19 protein-coding genes are annotated in these 21,185 nt (G+C 66.5%); 11 read left to right on the plus strand and 8 right to left on the minus strand.

All coding sequences use genetic code 11. From position 1 onward, the window contains the following. Nucleotides 1–5 precede the first annotated feature (5 nt). The 3 genes from LGM42_RS19135 to LGM42_RS19145 form a co-directional block, all read right to left on the minus strand. The gene (locus LGM42_RS19135) at nt 6–815 is read right to left on the minus strand and encodes a BPSS1780 family membrane protein (protein WP_060311300.1); all 810 of its coding nucleotides are present in this window, start codon (nt 813–815) and stop codon (nt 6–8) included. Beyond that, the gene (locus LGM42_RS19140; RefSeq protein ID WP_059582956.1) at nt 806–1,804 is read right to left on the minus strand and encodes a homoserine kinase; all 999 of its coding nucleotides are present in this window, start codon (nt 1,802–1,804) and stop codon (nt 806–808) included. The genes LGM42_RS19135 and LGM42_RS19140 overlap by 10 nt, the downstream gene beginning before the upstream one ends. A 99-nt stretch (nt 1,805–1,903) precedes the next feature. Next, entirely contained in the window at nt 1,904–2,314 is a 411-nt protein-coding gene (locus LGM42_RS19145) for a hypothetical protein (protein WP_059582953.1), read from the minus strand. Between the two features lie 129 nt (nt 2,315–2,443). Between LGM42_RS19145 and LGM42_RS19150 the strand changes: the two genes are divergently transcribed. Further along, nucleotides 2,444–3,970, plus strand: a complete 1,527-nt coding sequence (locus LGM42_RS19150) for an AMP nucleosidase (RefSeq protein ID WP_011548157.1) — start codon at nt 2,444–2,446, stop codon at nt 3,968–3,970. A gap of 114 nt (nt 3,971–4,084) precedes the next feature. Here the strand turns inward: LGM42_RS19150 and LGM42_RS19155 are convergent, their stop codons facing one another. After that, the gene (locus LGM42_RS19155) at nt 4,085–4,375 is read right to left on the minus strand and encodes a hypothetical protein (RefSeq protein ID WP_059582944.1); all 291 of its coding nucleotides are present in this window, start codon (nt 4,373–4,375) and stop codon (nt 4,085–4,087) included. Between the two features lie 381 nt (nt 4,376–4,756). Beyond that, nucleotides 4,757–5,518, minus strand: coding sequence for a TIGR00730 family Rossman fold protein (locus tag LGM42_RS19160; protein ID WP_059582942.1), 762 nt, complete (start codon nt 5,516–5,518; stop codon nt 4,757–4,759). A gap of 1 nt (nt 5,519) precedes the next feature. Between LGM42_RS19160 and polA the strand changes: the two genes are divergently transcribed. The 3 genes from polA (at nt 5,520) to LGM42_RS19175 (ending at nt 11,120) form a co-directional block, all read left to right on the plus strand. Next, nucleotides 5,520–8,273 (plus strand): DNA polymerase I, encoded by a 2,754-nt coding sequence (polA, locus tag LGM42_RS19165; protein WP_226232890.1) that lies wholly within the window; start codon nt 5,520–5,522, stop codon nt 8,271–8,273. A 277-nt stretch (nt 8,274–8,550) separates the two neighbouring features. Continuing rightward, complete coding sequence (locus tag LGM42_RS19170; RefSeq protein ID WP_059639129.1) at nt 8,551–9,885, plus strand: NAD(P)/FAD-dependent oxidoreductase; 1,335 nt, start codon at nt 8,551–8,553, stop codon at nt 9,883–9,885. Nucleotides 9,886–10,244: 359 nt separating this feature from the next. After that, on the plus strand, nt 10,245–11,120 hold the full coding sequence (locus LGM42_RS19175) for a dienelactone hydrolase family protein (protein ID WP_059582935.1): 876 nt from the start codon (nt 10,245–10,247) through the stop codon (nt 11,118–11,120). Between the two features lie 84 nt (nt 11,121–11,204). Here the strand turns inward: LGM42_RS19175 and LGM42_RS19180 are convergent, their stop codons facing one another. Continuing rightward, nucleotides 11,205–12,074, minus strand: a complete 870-nt coding sequence (locus tag LGM42_RS19180; protein WP_059582932.1) for a sulfurtransferase — start codon at nt 12,072–12,074, stop codon at nt 11,205–11,207. Between the two features lie 116 nt (nt 12,075–12,190). Then, a complete protein-coding gene (locus LGM42_RS19185; protein ID WP_059582927.1) occupies nt 12,191–13,297 on the minus strand; it encodes an aromatic ring-hydroxylating oxygenase subunit alpha in 1,107 nt (368 codons plus the stop codon). 269 nt (nt 13,298–13,566) lie between these two features. Between LGM42_RS19185 and LGM42_RS19190 the strand changes: the two genes are divergently transcribed. The 4 genes from LGM42_RS19190 (at nt 13,567) to folE2 (ending at nt 17,691) form a co-directional block, all read left to right on the plus strand. After that, entirely contained in the window at nt 13,567–13,860 is a 294-nt protein-coding gene (locus tag LGM42_RS19190; protein ID WP_006479428.1) for an exodeoxyribonuclease VII small subunit, read from the plus strand. Further along, complete coding sequence (locus LGM42_RS19195) at nt 13,857–14,741, plus strand: polyprenyl synthetase family protein (RefSeq protein ID WP_050011336.1); 885 nt, start codon at nt 13,857–13,859, stop codon at nt 14,739–14,741. Before LGM42_RS19190 ends, LGM42_RS19195 begins: the two co-directional genes overlap by 4 nt. A gap of 81 nt (nt 14,742–14,822) precedes the next feature. After that, entirely contained in the window at nt 14,823–16,727 is a 1,905-nt protein-coding gene (gene dxs, locus LGM42_RS19200; protein WP_059582921.1) for a 1-deoxy-D-xylulose-5-phosphate synthase, read from the plus strand. A 154-nt stretch (nt 16,728–16,881) separates the two neighbouring features. After that, on the plus strand, nt 16,882–17,691 hold the full coding sequence (gene folE2, locus LGM42_RS19205; protein ID WP_059583149.1) for a GTP cyclohydrolase FolE2: 810 nt from the start codon (nt 16,882–16,884) through the stop codon (nt 17,689–17,691). Between the two features lie 87 nt (nt 17,692–17,778). Here folE2 and tsaD read toward each other — a convergent pair whose 3' ends face one another. Next, nucleotides 17,779–18,819, minus strand: a complete 1,041-nt coding sequence (gene tsaD / locus LGM42_RS19210; RefSeq protein ID WP_059582919.1) for a tRNA (adenosine(37)-N6)-threonylcarbamoyltransferase complex transferase subunit TsaD — start codon at nt 18,817–18,819, stop codon at nt 17,779–17,781. Between the two features lie 121 nt (nt 18,820–18,940). On the opposite strand from tsaD, the gene LGM42_RS19215 reads away from it, so the two are divergent. The 3 genes from LGM42_RS19215 to LGM42_RS19225 all read left to right on the plus strand — a co-directional run bounded on the left by LGM42_RS19215 (nt 18,941) and on the right by LGM42_RS19225 (nt 21,129). After that, nucleotides 18,941–20,170 carry an NAD(P)/FAD-dependent oxidoreductase gene (locus LGM42_RS19215; RefSeq protein WP_269135827.1) on the plus strand — a complete coding sequence of 410 codons (1,230 nt, stop codon included), beginning with the start codon at nt 18,941–18,943 and terminating at the stop codon, nt 20,168–20,170. A 105-nt stretch (nt 20,171–20,275) separates the two neighbouring features. Beyond that, on the plus strand, nt 20,276–20,488 hold the full coding sequence (gene rpsU / locus LGM42_RS19220) for a 30S ribosomal protein S21 (RefSeq protein WP_006479415.1): 213 nt from the start codon (nt 20,276–20,278) through the stop codon (nt 20,486–20,488). Between the two features lie 194 nt (nt 20,489–20,682). Beyond that, on the plus strand, nt 20,683–21,129 hold the full coding sequence (locus LGM42_RS19225) for a GatB/YqeY domain-containing protein (protein ID WP_006479409.1): 447 nt from the start codon (nt 20,683–20,685) through the stop codon (nt 21,127–21,129). Nucleotides 21,130–21,185: the final 56 nt, after the last annotated feature.

Raw genomic sequence — 21,185 nt, forward strand, 5'->3', positions numbered from 1 at the left:
AAGGATCAGCGGCCCGACATCGTCGTCGTCGCGCCCGGTTCCTGCACGCCGAAGCAGCCGCGATAGGTCGCGTAGAACGAGCAGTACAGCATCGTGACGATGATGATCGTCACCGGCATCATGATCGTCAGCGCATACGCGCCCGCGCCGAGCGCCTGCAGCAGCAGCGACAGCGCGAGCGACGTGCCGAGCGCGACGGCGAACCACAGCACGCCGTACACGACGAACGCGCCGCGATTGCGCCAGCAGCTGACGACGCTGAAGAACAGCGCCTTCGCGGGCGGGACGTCATGCCATGCGACCAGCACCGGCGCGAACCAGAACAGCATCGCGACCGGCAGATAGAGCAGCGTCGCGAAGAACAGCGCGCCGAGCGCGCCTTGCGCGGCGAGCGTCTCGGGCGTCGTGTTCGCTTCGTCGGCCGCGCCCATCATCATGTGGAACAGCGCGCCGCCGTCCACGAACGACGAAGCGGCGAACACCAGCACCATCGACGCGACGTAGATCACGCCGAGCGCGAGCAGCCGCTGGGTCGCGATGGCGCCATACGAGCGAAAGCCGTCCACGAGGATCGTCGGCATCACGGTCTTGCCGGCCACCGTGTCGCGGCATGCGGCCATGAAGCCGACCGCGATGCCGGGAATGAACACCAACGGCAGCGTCGAGCCGATCACGGGCACCCTCGACACCAGCGTGATCGCGAGCAGGTACGTGAAGAACAGCGTGATGAACGCGAGCGGATTCCGGCGGAACAGCCAGATGCCTTGACGGAACCAGACATAGCCCGTTTTGGCGGGCACTTCGATCAGTTGCATGCGGTTTGGATCTCGGGAAGCGCGGGCGTATGCGCGATACGCTCACGCAGAATGCGTTCGAAATGGCCGGGGTCGTGCGGCTTGAGCATCTCGGCCGCGCGCGGCAGGTAGAAGTCGTACAGGCGCGACACCCAGAAGCGGTACGCGCCGGCGCGCAGCATGTCGCTCCAGTGGCGGCGCTCCTCGGCCGTGAACGGCCGAACCGTCTGGTACGCGCGCAGCAGCGCATCGGCGCGTGCGACGTCGAGCGCGCCGGTCGCGAGGTCGACGCACCAGTCGTTGACGGTGACCGCGACGTCGAACAGCCACTTGTCGCAGCCCGCGAAATAGAAATCGAAGAAACCGCCGAGCCGGACGTCGTGGCCGGTGCCGGGCGCCGCGTGCGCGAACAGCACGTTGTCGCGGAACAGGTCGCAATGGCATGGGCCGGCCGGTAGCGCCGCATAGTCGTCCGACGCGAAGAAGCCTGCCTGGTGCGCGAGCTCGCCTTCGAGCAGCGTGCGTTGCGCGTCCGTGATGAACGGCACGATGGCCGGCACGTTCTCCTGCCACCACGGCAGGCTGCGCAGGTTCGGCTGGCTGCGCGGATAGTCGCGCCCCGCGAGATGCAGGCGCGCGAGCATCTGCCCGACCTCGATGCAGTGTTCGACCCGGGGCGCGAGTTCGGCCGCGCCGTCGAGCTTCGTGACGATCGCGGCCGGCTTGCCGTGCAGCTCGCCGAACAGCGCGCCGTCGTCACGCGGGACCGGGTCCGGCACCGGCACGCCGTGGGCGGCCAGATGGCGCATCAGGTCGAGGTAGAACGGCAACTGCTGCGCCGTGAGCTTTTCGAAGATCGTGAGGACGTATTCGCCGCGCGTCGTCGTCAGGAAGAAATTGCTGTTTTCGATACCGGACGGAATGCCGCGGAACGCCAGCACGTCGCCCAGTTCGTAGTGGCGCATCCATTGCGCGAGATCGGAGTCGGAAACAGCGGTGAAAACGGCCATGCGGGATGCGTCAGGTCAGGGTGTCGGCACGCGGGCGGCGTGCAGCGCGACAGCAGGTGAAGGGGCGGCGCGGCGCGATCGACGCGCCGCGCCACGGAATCAGTAGCGCAGGTTCAGCGACGGCAGGCGCGTGATCGGGATGCCGGCGTCGTGCGGCTTCGGCGACGTGTCGGGCGTCGAGCTCATCTGGTAGCGCGTGCCGAAGTTCGACTTCACGTCGATCTCGACCGGCTTGCCGCGGTCGCGGTACTCGGTGACTTCGGTGCCGTTCTTGCTCTTTTCGTGGAAGCTCGGCGTGCGGCGGATGTCGGCGAAATCCACTTTCGACGTGACTTCGGCGCCGGGCCGGTTGATCTTGCGGAGATCGGGCAGGCCGGCGGCTTCGTTGGCCTCGGCCCGGGCCTGCGCGTCGGCGCCCGGCGCGTCGGCCTCAGGCGTGCCGCCGGCGGCGTGAGCGACGCTGGCGGCGGCAAACGCGACGGCAGCGGCGACGAAAATGAGCGGCTTCATGATGAGTCTCCAGTGAACCCACCGATTTTAGCAAATACTGCGCGCCATCCGGCCCCTGCGTGCGCGGGGGCGGCCATAAAGGCGCCCGGGTTCCGTGGTAATGTCGTCGGATCAGACGAGGTGATGAAAATGAAGAACGATTTGAGCCGCCGGCACCGTGTGCTGTCGCCCGAAAGCCCGTCGGTCGAGGCTTTCGACGATCCGATCGCCGCGGTCGCGCGGCTGTCCGCCATCTACGACACGAACACGGGCTTCCTGCGCGATGCGTTCGCGCGCTATCGCCGCCACGAAGCGATTACCGAGCACGTGCGCGCATGCTATCCGTTCGTGCGGATCCGCACCGACGTCAACACGCACGTCGATTCGCGCCGCTCGTACGGCTTCGTCGCGGGCCCCGGCGTATTCGAGACGACGGTCACGCGCCCCGATCTCTTCGCGAACTACTACCGCGAGCAACTGCGCCTGTTGGCGAAGAACCACCATGTCAAGATCGAGATCGGCGTGTCGTCGCAGCCGATTCCGATCCATTTCGCGTTTCCGGAAGGCATTCATCTCGAGGGCGAACTCGATCGCGACCGGCTGCTCGCGATGCGGGACATCTTCGACACGCCCGACCTGTCGTATCTCGACGACCGCATCGTCAACGGCACGTTCGAGCCGGCGCCCGGCGAGCCGCATCCGCTCGCGCTGTTCACGGCCGCGCGCGTCGACTTCTCGCTGCACCGGCTGCGCCACTACACGGCGACGTCGCCCACGCACTTCCAGAATTACGTGCTCTACACGAACTACCAGTTCTACATCGACGAGTTCGTGAAGCTTGGCCGCACGATGATGACGGAAAGCGACGATCCCGAGGTGCGCGCGTACCGCAGCGAGTACAGCGCGTTCGTCGAGCCGGGCGACGTCGTCACGTACAACGCGAACCTCGGCGGCGAGCCGGCCGAGGGCACCGCGCCGCCGCGCCTGCCGCAGATGCCCGCGTATCACCTGAAGCGCGCGGACGGCAGCGGGATCACGATGGTCAACATCGGGGTCGGCCCGTCGAACGCGAAGACGATTACCGACCACATCGCGGTGCTGCGTCCGCACGCGTGGGTGATGCTCGGCCACTGCGCAGGGCTGCGCAACACGCAGCGTCTCGGCGACTACGTGCTCGCGCACGGTTACGTGCGGGAAGATCACGTGCTCGACGCCGACCTGCCGCTGTGGGTGCCGATCCCGGCGCTGGCCGAAGTGCAGCTCGCGCTCGAGCGCGGCGTGGCCGAGGTCACACGGCTGGAGGGCGTGGAACTGAAGCGCGTGATGCGCACGGGCACGGTCGCGAGCGTCGACAACCGCAACTGGGAGCTGCGCGACCATCGCGAGCCCGTGCAGCGGCTGTCGCAGAGCCGCGCGATCGCGCTCGACATGGAAAGCGCGACGATCGCCGCGAACGGCTTCCGCTTCCGGGTGCCGTACGGCACGTTGCTGTGCGTGTCGGACAAGCCGCTGCACGGCGAGCTGAAGTTGCCGGGCATGGCCGACACGTTCTATCGCGGGCAGGTCGACCAGCATCTGCAGATCGGCGTGAAGGCGATGGAGATCCTGCGCACGAACGGGCTCGACAAGCTGCATAGTCGGAAGCTGCGGAGCTTTGCGGAAGTGGCGTTCCAGTAACGGCACGGCGCAACGGCATCCATCACGACAAAGGCCGCATGCGAACTTGCGTTCACGTGCGGCCTTGTTCTTTTCGTTTCGGTGCGAAGGCCGGGCGGCCCCGCGGTCAGGCGCTCAGCATTCGCCCTTTTTCGCGTGTCCCGGCGGGCAATGATAGCCGCCACGCCCGCGATAGTGCTGGTGCTCTTCCCATTCGCGGCGTTCCCAGTAGCGGCGGCCGTCCCAGTAGCGATCGCCGTGCCAGCCGACGATGACGGCCGGCGCCGGGGCGACCACGACGGGGGCGGGCGCGACGACGACCGGCGCGGGCGTGCCGATGTTGACGTCGACGTTGACGGCGTGAGCGAGGCCGGACAGCGAAAGGCCGAGGCCGGCGAAAGCGAGGGCGATCAGCGAGCGTTGCATGTTCTTTTCCGTGGTGTCGTGATGAATAGGCCGACGCGACGCGATGGAAGCGAGGGGGGCCGCTCCACCGGGGGAACGCCGCGCCGACACAATGCAGTGTGCTGCCGCGCGACGGAAAAGGCGAGTCGTGATTATTACGGAGGATTGGCGGTGCACAGGCGCGCGAAGGGCCATCCGTTTGACATTGGCGGGCCGCCGGTGCGGCTGATCCCGCCGCATGACGCAGCGCCGACTGCGGGATTTGACATTCGACCGCGCGCGGCGGCGAACGGGCATTAACAGCGCGTTACAAAGTCACGCCTGGCGGGCCACCGGATCGCGCTGCCCTTTGCGTGAAAAGCACGACAGCCGGCCGTCGGGCCGGTTGTCGTCACTGACCGATTACAGATAGAACATCCGGTCTTCTTCAGGCCGCGGCGGTTGATCGTCGCCGTCCGAACCTTCTTCTTCCTCGCCGCTGTCCTCGTAGAACGCGAGCACCGCGTCGAGCACCTGGTCGGGATCGTCGATCACCTGCATCAGGTTCATGTCTTCCGGATTGATCAGGCCCATCGGAATCAGTTGATCGCGGAACCATTGCAGCAGCCCCTGCCAGAATTCGCTGCCGACCAGGATGATCGGCACGAGGCGCGACTTCTTCGTCTGGATCAGCGTGAGCACTTCGGACAGTTCGTCGAGCGTGCCGAAGCCGCCCGGCATCACGATCACGGCATCCGAGTTCTTCACGAACGTGACCTTGCGCGTGAAGAAATGGCGGAAGCGCAGCGAGATGTCCTGATAGTGGTTGCCGGCCTGCTCGTGCGGCAGCTCGATGTTCAGGCCGACCGACGGCGCCTTGCCGGCGTGCGCACCCTTGTTCGCGGCTTCCATGATGCCGGGGCCGCCGCCGGAGATCACCGCGAAGCCGGCGTCCGACAGCTTGCGCGCGATCTGCGCGGCAAGCTTGTAGTGCGGATTGTCGGGTTTGAGGCGGGCAGAACCGTAGATGCTGACAGCCGGGCGGATCTCCGACAGGTACTCGGTCGCCTCGATAAACTCTGCCATAATCGTGAACATCTGCCACGATGCGCGCGCCTTCTTGGCCGTCGCGCGTTCTTGATCTGCGAGCGAACGCAGACTCGGAATCACTTTTCTCTTGTTCATAATGCCTGAAGAACGAAATCTGGAAGGTAAGACCCTGCTATTGGTTGACGGTTCGAGCTATCTGTATCGGGCTTACCATGCGATGCCTGATTTGCGTGGCCCTGGCGGGGAGCCGACCGGAGCGCTCTACGGAATCATCAACATGCTGCGCCGTATGCGCAAGGAAGTTAGTGCAGAGTATAGCGCTTGCGTGTTCGATGCAAAGGGCAAGACGTTCCGCGACGACCTTTATGCCGACTATAAGGCAAACCGCCCGTCGATGCCGCCCGATCTCGCGTTGCAGGTCGAGCCGATCCACGGCGCGGTGCGCGCGCTCGGCTGGCCGCTGCTGATGGTCGAAGGCGTCGAGGCCGACGACGTGATCGGCACGCTCGCGCGCGAGGCCGAACGGCACGGGATGAACGTGATCGTATCGACCGGCGACAAGGATCTCGCGCAGCTCGTCACCGATCGCGTCACGCTCGTCAACACGATGACCAACGAAACGCTCGATCGCGACGGCGTGATCGCGAAGTTCGGCGTGCCGCCCGAGCGGATCATCGACTACCTCGCGCTGATCGGCGACACCGTCGACAACGTGCCGGGCGTCGAGAAGTGCGGGCCGAAGACGGCCGTGAAGTGGCTGTCGCAATACGACAGCCTCGACGGCGTGATCGAACACGCGGGCGAGATCAAGGGCGTGGTCGGCGACAACCTGCGCCGCGCGCTCGATTTCCTGCCGCTCGGCCGCAAGCTCGTGACCGTCGACACGTCGTGCGATCTCGCGCCGCATCTCGAATCGATCGAGGCGTCGCTGAAGACGGACGGCGAAGCACGCGAGCTGCTGCGCGACATCTTCGCGCGCTACGGCTTCAAGACCTGGCTGCGCGAAGTCGACAGCGCACCCGCGGAAGGCGGCGGCGCCGATGCGCCGGAAGGCGATCCCGCACCGGTCGTCGCAGCGGACATCGCGCGCGAATACGACACGATCCAGACCTGGGCGCAATTCGACGCGTGGTTCGCGAAGATCGACGCGGCCGCGCTGACCGCGTTCGACACCGAGACGACCGCGCTCGATCCGATGCTCGCGCGGCTCGTCGGGCTGTCGTTCTCGGTCGAGCCGGGCAAGGCGGCCTATCTGCCCGTCGCGCACCGCGGCCCCGACATGCCCGAGCAGCTTCCGCTCGACGAAGTGCTCGCGCGCCTGAAGCCGTGGCTCGAATCGGCCGATCGCAAGAAGGTCGGCCAGCACCTGAAGTACGACGCGCAGGTGCTCGCGAACTACGACATCGCGCTGAACGGCATCGAGCACGACACGCTGCTCGAATCGTACGTGCTCGAATCGCACCGCACGCACGACATGGACAGCCTCGCGCTGCGTCATCTTGGCGTCAAGACGATCAAGTACGAGGACGTGGCGGGCAAGGGCGCGAAGCAGATCGGTTTCGACGAAGTGGCGCTCGACCAGGCCGCTGCGTACGCGGCCGAGGATGCGGACATCACGCTGCAGCTCCATCACGCGATGTATCCGCAGGTCGCGCGCGAACCGGGCCTCGAGCGCGTGTACCGCGACATCGAGATGCCGGTGTCGCTCGTGCTGCGCAAGATGGAGCGCACCGGCGTGCTGATCGACGATGCGCTGTTGCAGGCGCAAAGCAGCGAGATCGCGACGCGCCTCATCGAGCTCGAGGGGCAGGCGTACGAGCTGGCCGGCGGCGAATTCAATCTCGGGTCGCCAAAGCAGATCGGGCAGATCTTCTTCGAGAAGCTGCAGTTGCCGGTCGTGAAGAAAACGCCGAGCGGCGCGCCGTCGACCGACGAGGAAGTGCTGCAGAAGCTGGCCGAGGACTACCCGCTGCCGAAGGTGCTGCTCGAGCATCGCGGGCTGTCGAAGCTGAAGTCGACCTATACCGACAAGCTGCCGCGCATGGTGAATCCCGCCACCGGCCGCGTGCACACGAACTATGCGCAAGCGGTCGCGGTCACGGGCCGGCTTGCGTCGAACGACCCCAATCTTCAGAACATTCCGGTGCGCACGGCCGAAGGTCGGCGCATCCGCGAGGCGTTCATCGCATCGCCGGGCCACCGGATCGTGTCGGCCGACTACTCGCAGATCGAGCTGCGGATCATGGCGCACATCTCCGGCGACGCGTCGCTGCTGCGCGCGTTCTCGCAGGGCGAGGACATCCATCGAGCGACGGCCGCCGAAGTGTTCGGCGTGACGCCGCTGGAGGTCAATTCCGACCAGCGCCGGATCGCGAAGGTGATCAACTTCGGGCTCATCTATGGGATGAGCGCGTTCGGGCTTGCATCGAACCTCGGCATCACGCGCGACGCGGCGAAGCTCTATATTGACCGCTATTTCACCCGCTATCCGGGTGTCGCGCAGTACATGGAAGACACGCGCGCGACCGCGAAGGAGAAGGGCTACGTCGAAACCGTTTTCGGTCGCCGCCTGTGGCTGCCCGAGATCAACGGCGGCAACGGCCCGCGCCGCCAGGCGGCCGAGCGCGCGGCGATCAATGCACCGATGCAGGGCACGGCGGCCGACCTGATCAAGCTGTCGATGATCGCGGTGGACGACTGGCTGACGCGCGACAAGCTCGCGTCGCGGATGATCATGCAGGTGCACGATGAACTGGTGCTCGAGGTGCCGGAAGGCGAGCTGCCGCTCGTGCGCGAGAAACTACCGGAAATGATGTGCGGCGTCGCGAAGCTGAAGGTGCCGCTGGTCGCCGAGGTGGGCGCCGGCGCGAACTGGGAAGAGGCACACTGACGCACCCCCGCGCGGTTCCCGTTTCCCGCGGCATATTGTTGCAGGGATGCCAAATATCGAGATGGTTTGCTTGTGGTCAACGCGCAAGCTCCCGGACAATGCATGTGAGTCATGTCATTGACGCGGGGCGGCGCGCCCTGCGTTCCGGATCGGACGCATCGAAGTGCTTCGAACTGCACATCGACGATGTCCGAACCGGTTAATCCACCGGGCGGCGCGCGTATAGGCGTTTGCTTCATCCGGCGGCAGCAGTTTCGAATCGCAAAGGGGGAATCAGATGCATCGGATCATCATCGTAGGCGGAGGCGCCGGCGGCCTGGAACTGGCGACGCGGCTCGGCGACCGTTACGGCGCGCGCGGCAATCGTCCCGCGCGTGCGCTTGTCACGCTCGTCGACCGCAATCCGACGCACATCTGGAAACCGTTGCTGCACGAGGTCGCGGCAGGCAGCATGGACCCGTTCACGCAGGAGCTCGAGTATGCGGCGCAGGCGCGCTGGCACGGCTTCGAGTTCCAGCAGGGCGAGCTGACCGGGCTCGATCGCGCGGCGAAGCGCGTCACGCTGTCGCCCCTCAACGACAGCGACGGCGCGGAGCTGTTGCCGGCGCGCGAGCTGGAATACGACACGCTCGTGATCGCGATCGGCAGCACGACCCACTTCTTCGGCGTGCAGGGCGCACCGGAAAACGCGATCGCGCTCGACACGGTCGGGGAGGCCGAACGCTTCCGCAAGCGGCTGATCGCGGCGTGCATGCGCGCCGAGCACCAGGCGCCGGCGCCGAGCGCGCCGGGCGAGTCGGCCGAACCGCGCATCCAGGTCGTGATCGTCGGCGGCGGCGCGACGGGCGTCGAGTTGTCCGCGGAACTGCGCAATACCGCGCAGGTGCTGTCCGCGTACGGGCTGCACAAGCTCGATCCGCGCCATGACGTCGGCATCGTGCTGATCGAATCGGGGCCGCGGATCCTGCCGGCACTGCAGGAGCGCGTGTCGGCGGCGACGGCCGAACTGCTCGAGAAGCTCGGCGTGCGGCTGATGCTCGCCGAGCGCGTGACCGAGGTGGCGCCCGGGTTCGTGCATACCGCGAGCGGCAAGGCGGTGCGCGCGGACCTGACGGTCTGGGCGGCGGGCATCAAGGCGCCGTCCGTGCTTTCGCACCTCGACGGCCTCCAGGTCAACAAGCTCGGGCAGCTCGACGTGCGCCGCACGCTGCAGACCTTCACCGACGACAACGTGTTCGCGCTCGGCGATTGCGCGGCCTGCGCATGGCCCGGCAACGAACGCAACGTCCCGCCGCGCGCGCAGGCGGCGCACCAGCAGGCGAGTTTCCTGCTCAAGGCGATCGGCTGCCGGCTCGAGGGGCGCCCGCTGCCCGAGTTCACGTATCGCGATTTCGGTTCGCTCGTGTCGCTCGGCCACTTCAGTGCGGTCGGCAACCTGATGGGCGGGCTGATCGGCGGCAACATGCTGATCGAAGGGCTGTTCGCGCGCTTCATGTACATGTCGCTGTATCGGCTGCACATCGCGGCGCTGCACGGTTATCCGCGGATGATGCTCGACACGGTCGCGCACTGGTTGCGGCGCACGACGCTGCCGCGCGTCAAGCTGCACTGATCGCGCGCTTGCGCGCGGAGCGGGCGGGGATGCGCCTGTCGAGTGTGTTCGCCGCCCGTTTTTCGTTTCGATTCGCCACGATTCGGCCGCGCGACGAACCGCGTACGGGCCGCCGCACGGTGACCCGGCGGCCCGTCGGCAGGCCGCCGTGCGATGATCGATTCGATCGCCGCGGCGCGTCGTAATCGAGTCTTACACATCCGACAGTTGACGCGACAACGGATTATTGGGCATCTTGTCCGGGTTTTCGTTTGCGGCGGGGTGCCAACCGCCGCGACATCCGCGCCGTGCGCCGGTGCGATGGCCCGTCATGCCGTATCCGCGATCGTGACGGCGGCGCCCAATCGAGGAGTGCATTCATGTTGAAACCCGAAGTCGACAGCCTGGTCCCCCATGTCCCGTTCTCGCGCCGCAAGTTCATGCAGGCTGCGCTGGGCGGCACCTTCGCGGCGGCCGTGCTGCCCGTGTCGGCGCAGACGGTCACGACCGACAGCGCCGGGCTGGACGTCGACACCATCGAGATCCGCTCGGGCGATGCGAGCGTGCCGGCATATCGCGCGCAGCCGGTCGACAAGACGAATCTGCCGGTCGTCATCGTGATTCACGAGATCTTCGGCGTGCACGCGCATATCGCCGATGTGTGCCGGCGCTTCGCGAAGCTCGGCTATCTCGCGATCGCGCCCGACCTGTTCGCCCGGCAGGGCAACGCGGCGAAGTATCCGACGATCCAGGCGCTGGTCGACAACATCGTCAGCAAGGTGCCGGACCGGCAGGTGACGGAGGATCTCGACGCGACGGTCGCGTGGGCCGGCAAGAACGGCGGCGACCTGACGCGCCTCGGTGTGACCGGCTTCTGCTGGGGCGGCCGCCAGGCGTGGCTGTATGCGGAACACAATCCGCACGTGCGGGCCGCGGTGGCGTGGTACGGGTTCGTCGAGGGCAAGACCGACGAGATGACGCCGTTCAACCCGGTCGATCACGCATCGTTGTTGAAGGTGCCGGTACTCGGCCTGTACGGCGAGAAGGACCAGAACATCACGCAGGCGTCGCTCGCGGACATGCGCAAGGCGATCCAGGCGAGCGATTCGAAGCTCGCGCGCGAATCGGAGATCGTCGTGTATCCGGATGCCGGCCACGCGTTCTTCGCCGATTACCGGCCGAGCTATGTGAAGGCCGATGCCGAGGATGGCTGGAAGCGCGCCATCGAGTGGTTCCACAAGTACGGCGTGATGTAAACGACGAGCGGCGGCATCGGCCGCCGCGGCACCGGCCGCCGCGGCATCGGCCGCCGCATCATCCTCATCGCGTCGCGTGGGTGCTCAAGGGTTCGGGCCGGTCGCGATCGGCCGCGACGGATCGGCGCTCCATTCGCTCCACGAGCCCGGGTACAGCGACGCGCCGTGCAGGCCGGCCACTTCCAGCGCCAGCGCGTTGTGGCATGCGGTGACGCCGGAGCCGCATTGCAGGATCACGCGGTTCGGCTCGGTGCCGGCCAGCACGGCGGTGAATGCCTCGCGCAATTCATGGCCGGTCTTGAAGCGGCCGTCGGCGGTCAGGTTGTCCTTGAAGAAGCGGTTGCGCGCACCGGGAATGTGGCCGCCTACCCGATCGATCGTTTCATTTTCGCCGCGATAGCGGTCCGGTGCGCGTGCATCGATCACGACGCGCGCGGGCGACGACACGTTCGCGAGCACGGCAGCTGCATCGACCGTCGATTCGAGTGGCGTTGCCGTGCGGAAATCGCCGGCGGCCGGTTGCGGCACGTCGGTCGTCAGCGGCTGGCCGGCCGCTTCCCACGCCTGCAGCCCGCCGTCGAGCACGGCAACCGAATCGTGGCCGAGCCAGCGCAGCAGCCACCACAGGCGCGCCGCATAGGCGCCGCCTTGCGCGTCGTACGCGACGACCTGCTGACCCTGCTTGAGGCCGCGGCTCGCGAGCAGCGTGGCGAGCGCGTCGCGGGTCGGCAGCGGATGGCGGCCGTTGGTGCCCGTCTTGCGGCCGGACAGGTCGCGATCGAGATGAAGATATTGCGCGCCGGGGAGGTGGCCGGCCGCGTAGGCGGCCTCGCCGGCGCCGGGATCGGCGAGATCGAAGCGGCAGTCGAACAGCGCGACGCTGCCGGGCGCCGCGGCCAGGCGCTCGGCGAGATTGGCGGCGGAGATGAGCGTGGTGTAATGAGTGTGTGGCATGACGGCTCCCTGGAGTGCGAATGGCCTGACACTCCAAGTCTAAACAAAAAAGACGGGCCGAAGCCCGTCTTTTCGCTTGCCGGCGGCCGGGCGGCGTCGAGGCGCCGCGGCCGCTGTCAGAGGTCGCCGAGGTGGCGGCGCAGGAACTCGTGGAAGTGCTGCATCCCGTCTTCCATCGGGCTCTGGTACGGGCCGACCTGCGACTCGCCGCGGGCCATCAGCGCTCGGCGGCCTGCGTCCATCCGCATCGCGATCTCGTCGTCCTCGACGGCCGTTTCCATATAGGCGGCGCGCTCGGCCTCGACGAATTCGCGTTCGAACAGCGCGATTTCCTCGGGGTAATAAAACTCGACGATGTTGGTGGTTTTCTGCGGCCCGCGCGGGATCAGCCACGACACGACCAGCACGTGCGGATACCACTCGATCATCAGGCCCGGGTAGTAGACCATCCAGATCGCGCCGAACTCCGGCGGCACGCCGTTGCGGAACTTCAGCACCTGCTCGTGCCATTTCTGGTATGTCGCGCTGCCCGGCTTCGCGAGGGCGTTGTGCACGCCGACCGTCTGCACGCTGTACCAGTCGCCGAACTCCCACTTGAGATCGTCGCACGACACGAAGCTGCCGAGGCCCGGGTGGAACGGGACGACGTGATAATCCTCGAGGTAGACCTCGATGAACGTCTTCCAGTTGTAATCGCACTCGTGCACTTCGACGTGATCGAACAGGTACTCGGAGAAGTCGAAGTGATGCTTGGTGCCGAGGTTTGCGAGGTCGCGCGCGACGTTGCGGCCCTCGGCCTCGAACAGCAGCCCCTGCCAGTTCTGCAGCGGGCTCTTGCCGAGGTTCAGGCACGGCTTGTCGGGGAAGTGCGGCGCGCCGAGCAGCTCGCCTTCGAGGTCGTACGTCCAGCGGTGCAGCGGGCACACGATGTTCTGCGTGTGGCCGCGCCCGTTGAGCATGATCGCCTGCCGGTGGCGGCACACGTTCGACAGCAGTTCGATCCGGTTCGTCTGGTTACGGACCAGCACGCGGCCTTCCTTCTCGGACGGCAGCGCAAAATAATCCCCCGCCTCGGGCACCATCAACTCGTGCCCGACGTAACGAGGTCCTTTCTTGAAGAGGGTTTCGATCTCGCGCTCGAGTAGCGCCTCATCGAAATATGCAGTGACTGGAAGCTGGCTGTGGGCCGACTTCAACTGAAGCGCATCGCTCAGATTGGACATTCCCACTCCCGGTGTTAGCGTGAAAGCAGTGAACAACCCAACCATCGAAAAATCGATTTAGGGAAACGGAGAATTATACCCGGTTCGCCTCGCAAGGCTAGGATTAAGTGCCTGATTTGTGTCAATTTTTTGTCGGGCCACCCTCGAAAGGCGCACACTGTGCGTCGAAGATGGGGCCGGAATTGTGCGCGGGCGCCCAAGACGGCAGGTCGGAAAATTCTCTTTTGCCGTAGAATGTCCGACTTGTTTTGAAATTTGACACCTCGTCCATGGCGAAAACCGCATCCCCAGGCGCCACGCCGCCCGGCAATGGCACCGAACCGTTGCCGGACAATTACGAGATGGCGCTCGCGGAACTCGAGACGCTGGTTGCCCGGATGGAAGGCGGCGCGTTGAGCCTCGAGGATTCACTGGCGGCGTATCGTCGCGGTGCGACCCTCGTTGCGTTTTGCCAACAGCAGCTCGAGAAAGTGGAGCAGCAGGTCCGCGTGCTCGACGGCGCGACGCTGAAGCCGCTTTCGTCCGGAACGGCCGCCACGGACGGCGAAGACGACGATCTATGACATTCGAACAATGGATGCGGTCCGTGCTTGACCGTGTCGAGGACGCACTCGGTCACTATCTGCCGGCCGAAACCGCGACGCCCGCGAAACTTCACGAGGCGATGCGCTACGCGGTCCTCGGTGGCGGCAAACGCGTTCGCCCGCTGCTGTGCCATGCGGCAGGCGAGCTGACCGGTGCGACGGAGGCGGCCCGCAACGCCGCGGCGGCGGCGCTGGAGATGATCCACGTCTACTCGCTCGTGCATGACGACATGCCGTGCATGGACGACGATGCGCTGCGTCGCGGCAAGCCGACCGTGCACGTGCAGTACGACGAGCCGACGGCCCTGCTGGTCGGCGACGCGCTGCAATCGCAGGCGTTCGTGGCGCTGACCGACGCCGATGCGCTGTCGCCGGTGCAGCAGGCGGCGCTCGTGCGCGAGCTGGCGCTCGCGAGCGGCTCGATCGGCATGGCCGGCGGGCAGGCGATCGACCTGGCGAGCGTCGGCCTGAAGCTGACGCGCGAGCAGCTCGAAACGATGCACCGGATGAAGACGGGCGCATTGCTGCGCGCGGCCGTGCGAATGGGCGCGCTGGCGGGCGAGACGCCTTCGGCGGAAACGATGGCTGCGCTGGACGTGTACGCGGGGGCCGTGGGTCTGGCCTTCCAGGTCGTCGACGACATTCTCGACGTCACGACCGATTCGGCGACGCTCGGCAAGACGGCCGGCAAGGACGCGGCGAACGACAAGCCGACCTATGTATCGATCCTCGGTCTCGAGGCGTCGCGCGAGCTGGCAGCGCAGCTGCGCGCCGAAGCGCACGACGCGCTGAAACCGTTCGGCGCACGCGCACAGCGTCTCGCCGAACTTGCCGACCTGGTGGTGAACCGGGTCAGCTGACGCGAAAGCCCGCCGCCGCGCACACGCTACGGTGCGTGCAAAAGAATGCGGGCGCGTTTGATTTCCTACAATGGAACGACGATGTACGACTTGCTGAAAACCATCGACGACCCGGCGGATTTGCGCCGCCTCGATCGTCGCCAACTGCAACCGCTCGCGGATGAACTGCGCGCGTTCGTGCTCGACAGCGTGTCGAAGACGGGCGGCCATTTGTCGTCCAACCTCGGGACGGTCGAGCTGACGATCGCGTTGCACTACGTGTTCAACACGCCGAACGATCGCATCGTCTGGGACGTGGGTCACCAGACCTACCCGCACAAGATCCTGACGGGCCGCCGCGACCAGATGCATTCGCTGCGTCAGTACGACGGCATCTCGGGCTTCCCGCGCCGCAGCGAATCCCAATACGACACGTTCGGCACCGCGCACTCGAGCACGTCAATCTCGGCCGCGCTCGGCATGGCGATCGGCAGCCAGCTGAACGGCGACGACCGCTTCTCGATCGCCGTGATCGGCGACGGCGCGATGACGGCCGGCATGGCGTTCGAGGCGATGAACAACGCGGGCGTGTCGGAGGATGCGAAGCTGCTCGTGATCCTGAACGACAACGACATGTCGATCTCGCCGCCGGTCGGCGCGCTGAATCGCCATCTCGCCCGCCTGATGTCGGGCCGCTTCTACGCGGCCGCACGCGCGGGCGTCGAGCGTGTGCTGAGCGTCGCGCCGCCGGTGCTCGAACTCGCGCGCAAGCTCGAGGAGCACGCGAAGGGCATGGTCGTGCCGGCCACGCTGTTCGAGGAGTTCGGCTTCAACTACATCGGCCCGATCGACGGTCACGATCTCGATTCGCTGATCCCGACGCTGCAGAACATCCGCGAACTGCGCGGCCCGCAGTTCCTGCATGTGGTGACGAAGAAAGGCCAGGGCTACAAGCTCGCCGAAGCCGATCCCGTGCTCTATCACGGCCCCGGCAAGTTCAATCCGGCCGAAGGCATCAAGCCGTCGACCACGCCTGCGAAGAAGACGTACACCCAGGTGTTCGGCGAGTGGCTGTGCGACGAAGCCGAGCGCGATACGCGCGTGGTCGGCATCACGCCCGCGATGCGCGAAGGCTCGGGCATGGTCGAATTCGAGAAGCGCTTCAAGGATCGCTACTACGATGTCGGCATCGCCGAGCAGCACGCGGTGACGTTCGCGGGCGGTCTCGCGACCGAAGGGCTGAAGCCCGTCGTCGCGATCTACTCGACGTTCCTGCAGCGTGCGTACGACCAGCTGATCCACGACGTCGCGCTGCAGAACCTGCCGGTCGTGTTCGCGATCGACCGCGCGGGCCTCGTCGGCGCGGACGGCGCGACGCATGCGGGCGCGTACGATCTCGCGTTCATGCGCTGCATCCCGAACATGACGATCATGGCCGCATCCGACGAGAACGAATGCCGCCAGATGCTGCACACGGCGCTCCAGCAGCCGAACCCGACCGCGGTGCGCTATCCGCGCGGCGCGGGCACGGGCGTGGCGACGGTGAAGGAATTCACCGAGATCCCGCTCGGCAAGGGCGAAGTGCGTCGCCGCACGTCGCAGCCGGAAGGCAAGCGCGTCGCGATCCTCGCGTTCGGCACGATGGTCGCGCCGTCGCTCGCGGCGGCCGACGAACTCGACGCAACGGTCGCGAACATGCGCTTCGTGAAGCCGATCGATGCGGCGCTCGTGCGCGAGCTCGCCGAAACGCACGACTACGTCGTCACGGTCGAGGAAGGCTGCGTGATGGGTGGCGCGGGCTCGGCCTGCGTGGAAGCCCTGATGGAGAGTGGGGTTATCCGACCCGTACTACAATTGGGCCTCCCTGACCAGTTCATCGATCACGGCGACCCCGCGAAGCTGCTGTCGCAATGCGGCCTCGACGGCGCGGGCATCGCGAAATCGATTCGCGAACGCTTCCTGAACCCGGCGGCCGACGTCGCCGGTCAGGCGAAGCGCGTCGCATAAGCTGACGCCGCCCGCGGGCGGCGTCGGTGCGACTGGCGCAACCGGTCTACATTGATGCGGAAAACATGGGCCTGCGGGCCCATGTTGCTTTTCCGGCTGCCGCATGACGCGGCGTGCGCGTCGTCGAACGCGCGGCTTACAAGGATTGAACAAGATGAACCAGATGAATCCCGCCTTCGTGATGCCCGACGTGCAGAGCACGGTGGATACCCGTCAGATTCCGATTCAGCGCGTGGGCGTGAAGGCGGTCCGGCATCCGTTGACGGTGTGTACCGAAAGCGGCGACGTGCAACCGACGGTCGGCGTCTGGAACCTCGATGTCCGTTTGCCGGCCGATCAGAAGGGCACGCACATGTCGCGCTTCGTCGCGCTGCTCGAAGAGAATCGTGCGCCGCTGACGGTCGAGCGTTTTCGCGCGATGCTCGCGTCGATGCTCGAAAAGCTCGAAGCCGAAGCCGGCCGCATCGAAGTCACGTTCCCGTATTTCGTCAACAAGACGGCGCCGGTGTCCGGCGTGCAAAGCCTGCTCGACTATGAAGTGACGCTCGCGGGCGAAAGCCGCAACGGCGATACGCGCCTGTTCCTGAAGGTGCTCGTGCCGGTAACGAGCCTGTGCCCGTGCTCGAAGAAGATCTCGCAATACGGTGCGCACAACCAGCGCTCGCACGTGACGATCGATGCGGAGCTGGCTGCCGATCTGCCGGTCGAGGCGCTGATCCGCATCGCGGAAGAAGAGGCGTCGTGCGAGCTGTGGGGGCTGCTGAAGCGTCCGGACGAGAAGTTCGTCACCGAGCGTGCATACGAGAACCCGAAGTTCGTCGAGGATCTCGTGCGCGATATCGCGCAGCGCCTCGATGCGGACGAGCGCGTGGCCGCTTACGTGCTCGAAGCCGAGAACTTCGAGTCGATCCACAATCACAGCGCGTATGCGTTGATCGAGCGCGACAAGCGGCTGGCTGCATAACGCCGCGGTGTCTTGTCGCACCCATGAGAAAGGCCGCTCGTTCGAGCGGCCTTCTGTTTTCCGGCTGACGGTGTCGCGTGGTGCGATTCAGCGTGCGAGCGACGCGAGATCCCAGCGCGGCTTCACCGTGAACGCGTAGTCGGCATTCGCCTGTTCCGGCCAGCGGCCGAGCCGCAGTGCGCCCGCGAGCGCGATCATCGCGCCGTTGTCGGTGCAGAGCGCGAGATCGGGGTAGTGCACGTCGAAGCCGCGCTTGGCCGCGGCCGCCGACAGTGCCGCGCGCAACTGGCGGTTCGCGCCGACGCCGCCCGCGACCACGAGGCGCTTGAGCTTCGTCTTCTTCAGCGCGGCGAGCGACTTCGCGACGAGCACGTCGACGGCCGCATCGACGAAGCCGCGCGCGAGGTCGGCCTTCGCGCGTTCGAGCGCTTCGCCTTCCAGCTTCGCCGCTTCGAATTTCTTCATCTGCGTGAGCACGGCCGTCTTCAGGCCGCTGAAGCTGAAGTCGAGATCGCCCGAGTGCAGCATCGGGCGCGGCAGCACGACCGCGCCTGGCGTGCCCGTTTCGGCCAGCTTCGATACTTCGGGGCCGCCCGGGTAGCCGAGGCCGATCAGTTTCGCCGTCTTGTCGAACGCTTCGCCGGCCGCGTCGTCGAGCGTTTCGCCGAGCGTCTCGTACACGCCGACGTCGGTCACGCGCATCAGCTGCGTGTGGCCGCCGGACACCAGCAGCGCGACGAACGGGAACGGCGGCGGCTCGTCGACCAGCAACGGCGACAGCAGGTGCCCTTCGAGGTGATGGATGCCGACGGTCGGCTTGTTCCATGCGAGCGCGAGCGCATTCGCGATGCTCGCGCCGACGAGCAGCGCGCCGGCGAGGCCGGGGCCTTGCGTGAATGCGATTGCGTCGATGTCGTCGCGGCGCGTGCCGCTTTGCGCCATCACTTCCTCGAGCAGCGGCAGCGCGCGCCGGATGTGGTCGCGCGACGCGAGCTCCGGCACGACGCCGCCGTAGTCGCGGTGCATCGCGATCTGCGAATGGAGCGCGTGCGCGAGCAGGCCGCGCTGCGTGTCGTAGAGCGCGAGGCCGGTTTCGTCGCAGGAGCTTTCGATGCCGAGAACGAGCATGGGTGAGGGCAGGACGCGCCGTTTCGGACGCGCCTCGGATAGGTCAACGTAACCGGAAAGTATAGCAGGCGACGGCGGGCCGCCGCTGGCGGCGGCCCGGGCCCGATGCCGGGCAGGTACAATCCGCGCCATGGAAACTTATGACATCGCCGTGATCGGCGCGGGCGCCGCCGGCATGATGAGCGCCGCGGTCGCCGGGCAGCTCGGCCGTCGCGTCGTGCTGATCGATCACGCGCCGCGGCTCGCCGAGAAAATCCGCATCTCGGGCGGCGGCCGCTGCAACTTCACGAACCTGTATGCCGGGCCCGACAACTACCTGTCGTCGAATCCGCATTTCGCGCGCTCGGCGCTGGCGCGCTATACGCCGCGCGACTTCCTCGGGCTGCTCAAGCGCCATCGTGTGACCTGGCACGAAAAACACAAGGGCCAGCTCTTTTGCGACCATGGCAGCGACGCGATCATCGACGTGCTGAAACACGAGTGCGACGCGGGCGGCGTCGCATGGCGCCGGCCCGTCGTCGTCGACGCGGTGCGCCATGCGCCGTCCGACGGCTTCGTGCTCGATACGCAGCAGGCCGGGCCGATCGGCGCGCGCGCGCTGATCATTGCGACCGGCGGCCTGTCGATCCCGAAGATCGGCGCGACCGACTTCGGCTACCGGCTCGCGAAGCAGTTCGGTCACAAGCTCGTCGATACGCGGCCCGCGCTCGTGCCGCTGACGTTCGCGCCGCAGGACTGGGCGCCGTTCGCGCCGCTGTCCGGCGTGTCGCTCGAAGTGCGCGTATCGACCGGCGACAGGAAGCGCGGCGGCGAATTCGTCGAGGACCTGCTGTTGACCCATCGCGGCCTGTCCGGCCCCGGCATCCTGCAGATATCGAGCTACTGGCAGCCCGGAGACCCGATTCGCATCGACCTGCTGCCGCAGCGCGACACGGTGGCCGACCTGCTCGAGGCGAAACGCACGTCGAAGCGCCAGATCGGTTCGCTGCTCGCCGACTGGGTGCCGGCGCGCCTCGCGCATGCGTGGCTCGACACGCATCGCGTCGCGGCCGACGCGCGGCTCGCCGATCTGCCCGACAAGACGCTGCGCCAGATCGGCGACGCGCTGTCGGGCTGGACGCTGACGCCGAACGGTACCGAAGGCTACAGGAAGGCCGAAGTGACGAAGGGCGGGGTCGACACGCGGGAGCTGTCGTCCGCGACGATGATGAGCGCGCGCGTGCCGGGGCTGTTCTTCGTCGGCGAGGCGGTGGACGTGACGGGCTGGCTCGGCGGGTACAACTTCCAGTGGGCGTGGGCGTCCGGCACGGCGGCCGGGCAGGCCGCGGCCGAGTATGCGCGCGGCGCGTGACGCGCCGGCCGGCGCCGTTCCGGCGGGGCCCGGCCCCGTGCCTTTGGGCAATCGCTCTGCTATACTCGGTAGTCTTTCCCTGCAAACCTTTATTCGTGTCGGATCATGACGATCATTCGCGTTAAAGAGAACGAGCCGTTCGAAGTTGCAATGCGTCGCTTCAAGCGCACGATCGAAAAGAACGGTCTGCTGACCGAGCTTCGTGCGCGCGAGTTTTACGAGAAGCCGACCGCAGAACGCAAACGTAAGAAGGCTGCTGCGGTGAAGCGTCATTACAAGCGTATCCGCAGCCAGACGTTGCCGAAGAAGCTGTACTGAACGATTGGGCGCCGCGCGGTTCACTGAGCGGCGCACCGGCGATTCCGTGCGATCGGGTGCGATCGTGCAGCCGATCAGGCGGCGAGTCGCCGATGCCGGATTCGAGCAACCCGCTTGAGACAATGTCCCAAGCGGGTTTTTGTGTTGACGCCCGTTTGCGGGCGTCGGATTCACGTTTCCATCCCGGGTGAAAGATGAGTTTGAAAGAGCAGATCAGCGAAGACATGAAGGCCGCGATGCGCGCGAAGGAAAGCGAGCGCTTGGCAACGATTCGCCTGCTGATGGCCGCGATCAAGCAGCGCGAGGTCGATGATCGGGTCACGCTCGACGACGCCGGCATCACGGCCGTGATCGACAAGATGATCAAGCAGCGCAAGGATTCGATCAGCCAGTTCCAGGCGGCTGGCCGCGACGATCTCGTCGCGAAGGAGCAGGCCGAGCTGACCGTGCTGGGCGGCTACATGCCCGCGCAACTGTCGGACGCCGAAGTGGCGGCCGAAGTCCAGGCGGCGGTCGCGCAAACGGGCGCGGCGGGCCCGCAGGACATGGGCAAGGTAATGGGCGTGCTGAAGGGCAAGCTCGCCGGCCGTGCCGACATGACGGCCGTTTCCGCGCAGGTCAAGGCCGCGCTCACGAAGTAAAACCCGTTCCCGGCGCGCCCAGCGATGCGTGCGCCGGGCGTCGTATCGTCCTTTTT

Source organism: Burkholderia sp. AU39826 (genome assembly GCF_020419965.1).
Classification (GTDB): domain Bacteria; phylum Pseudomonadota; class Gammaproteobacteria; order Burkholderiales; family Burkholderiaceae; genus Burkholderia; species Burkholderia semiarida.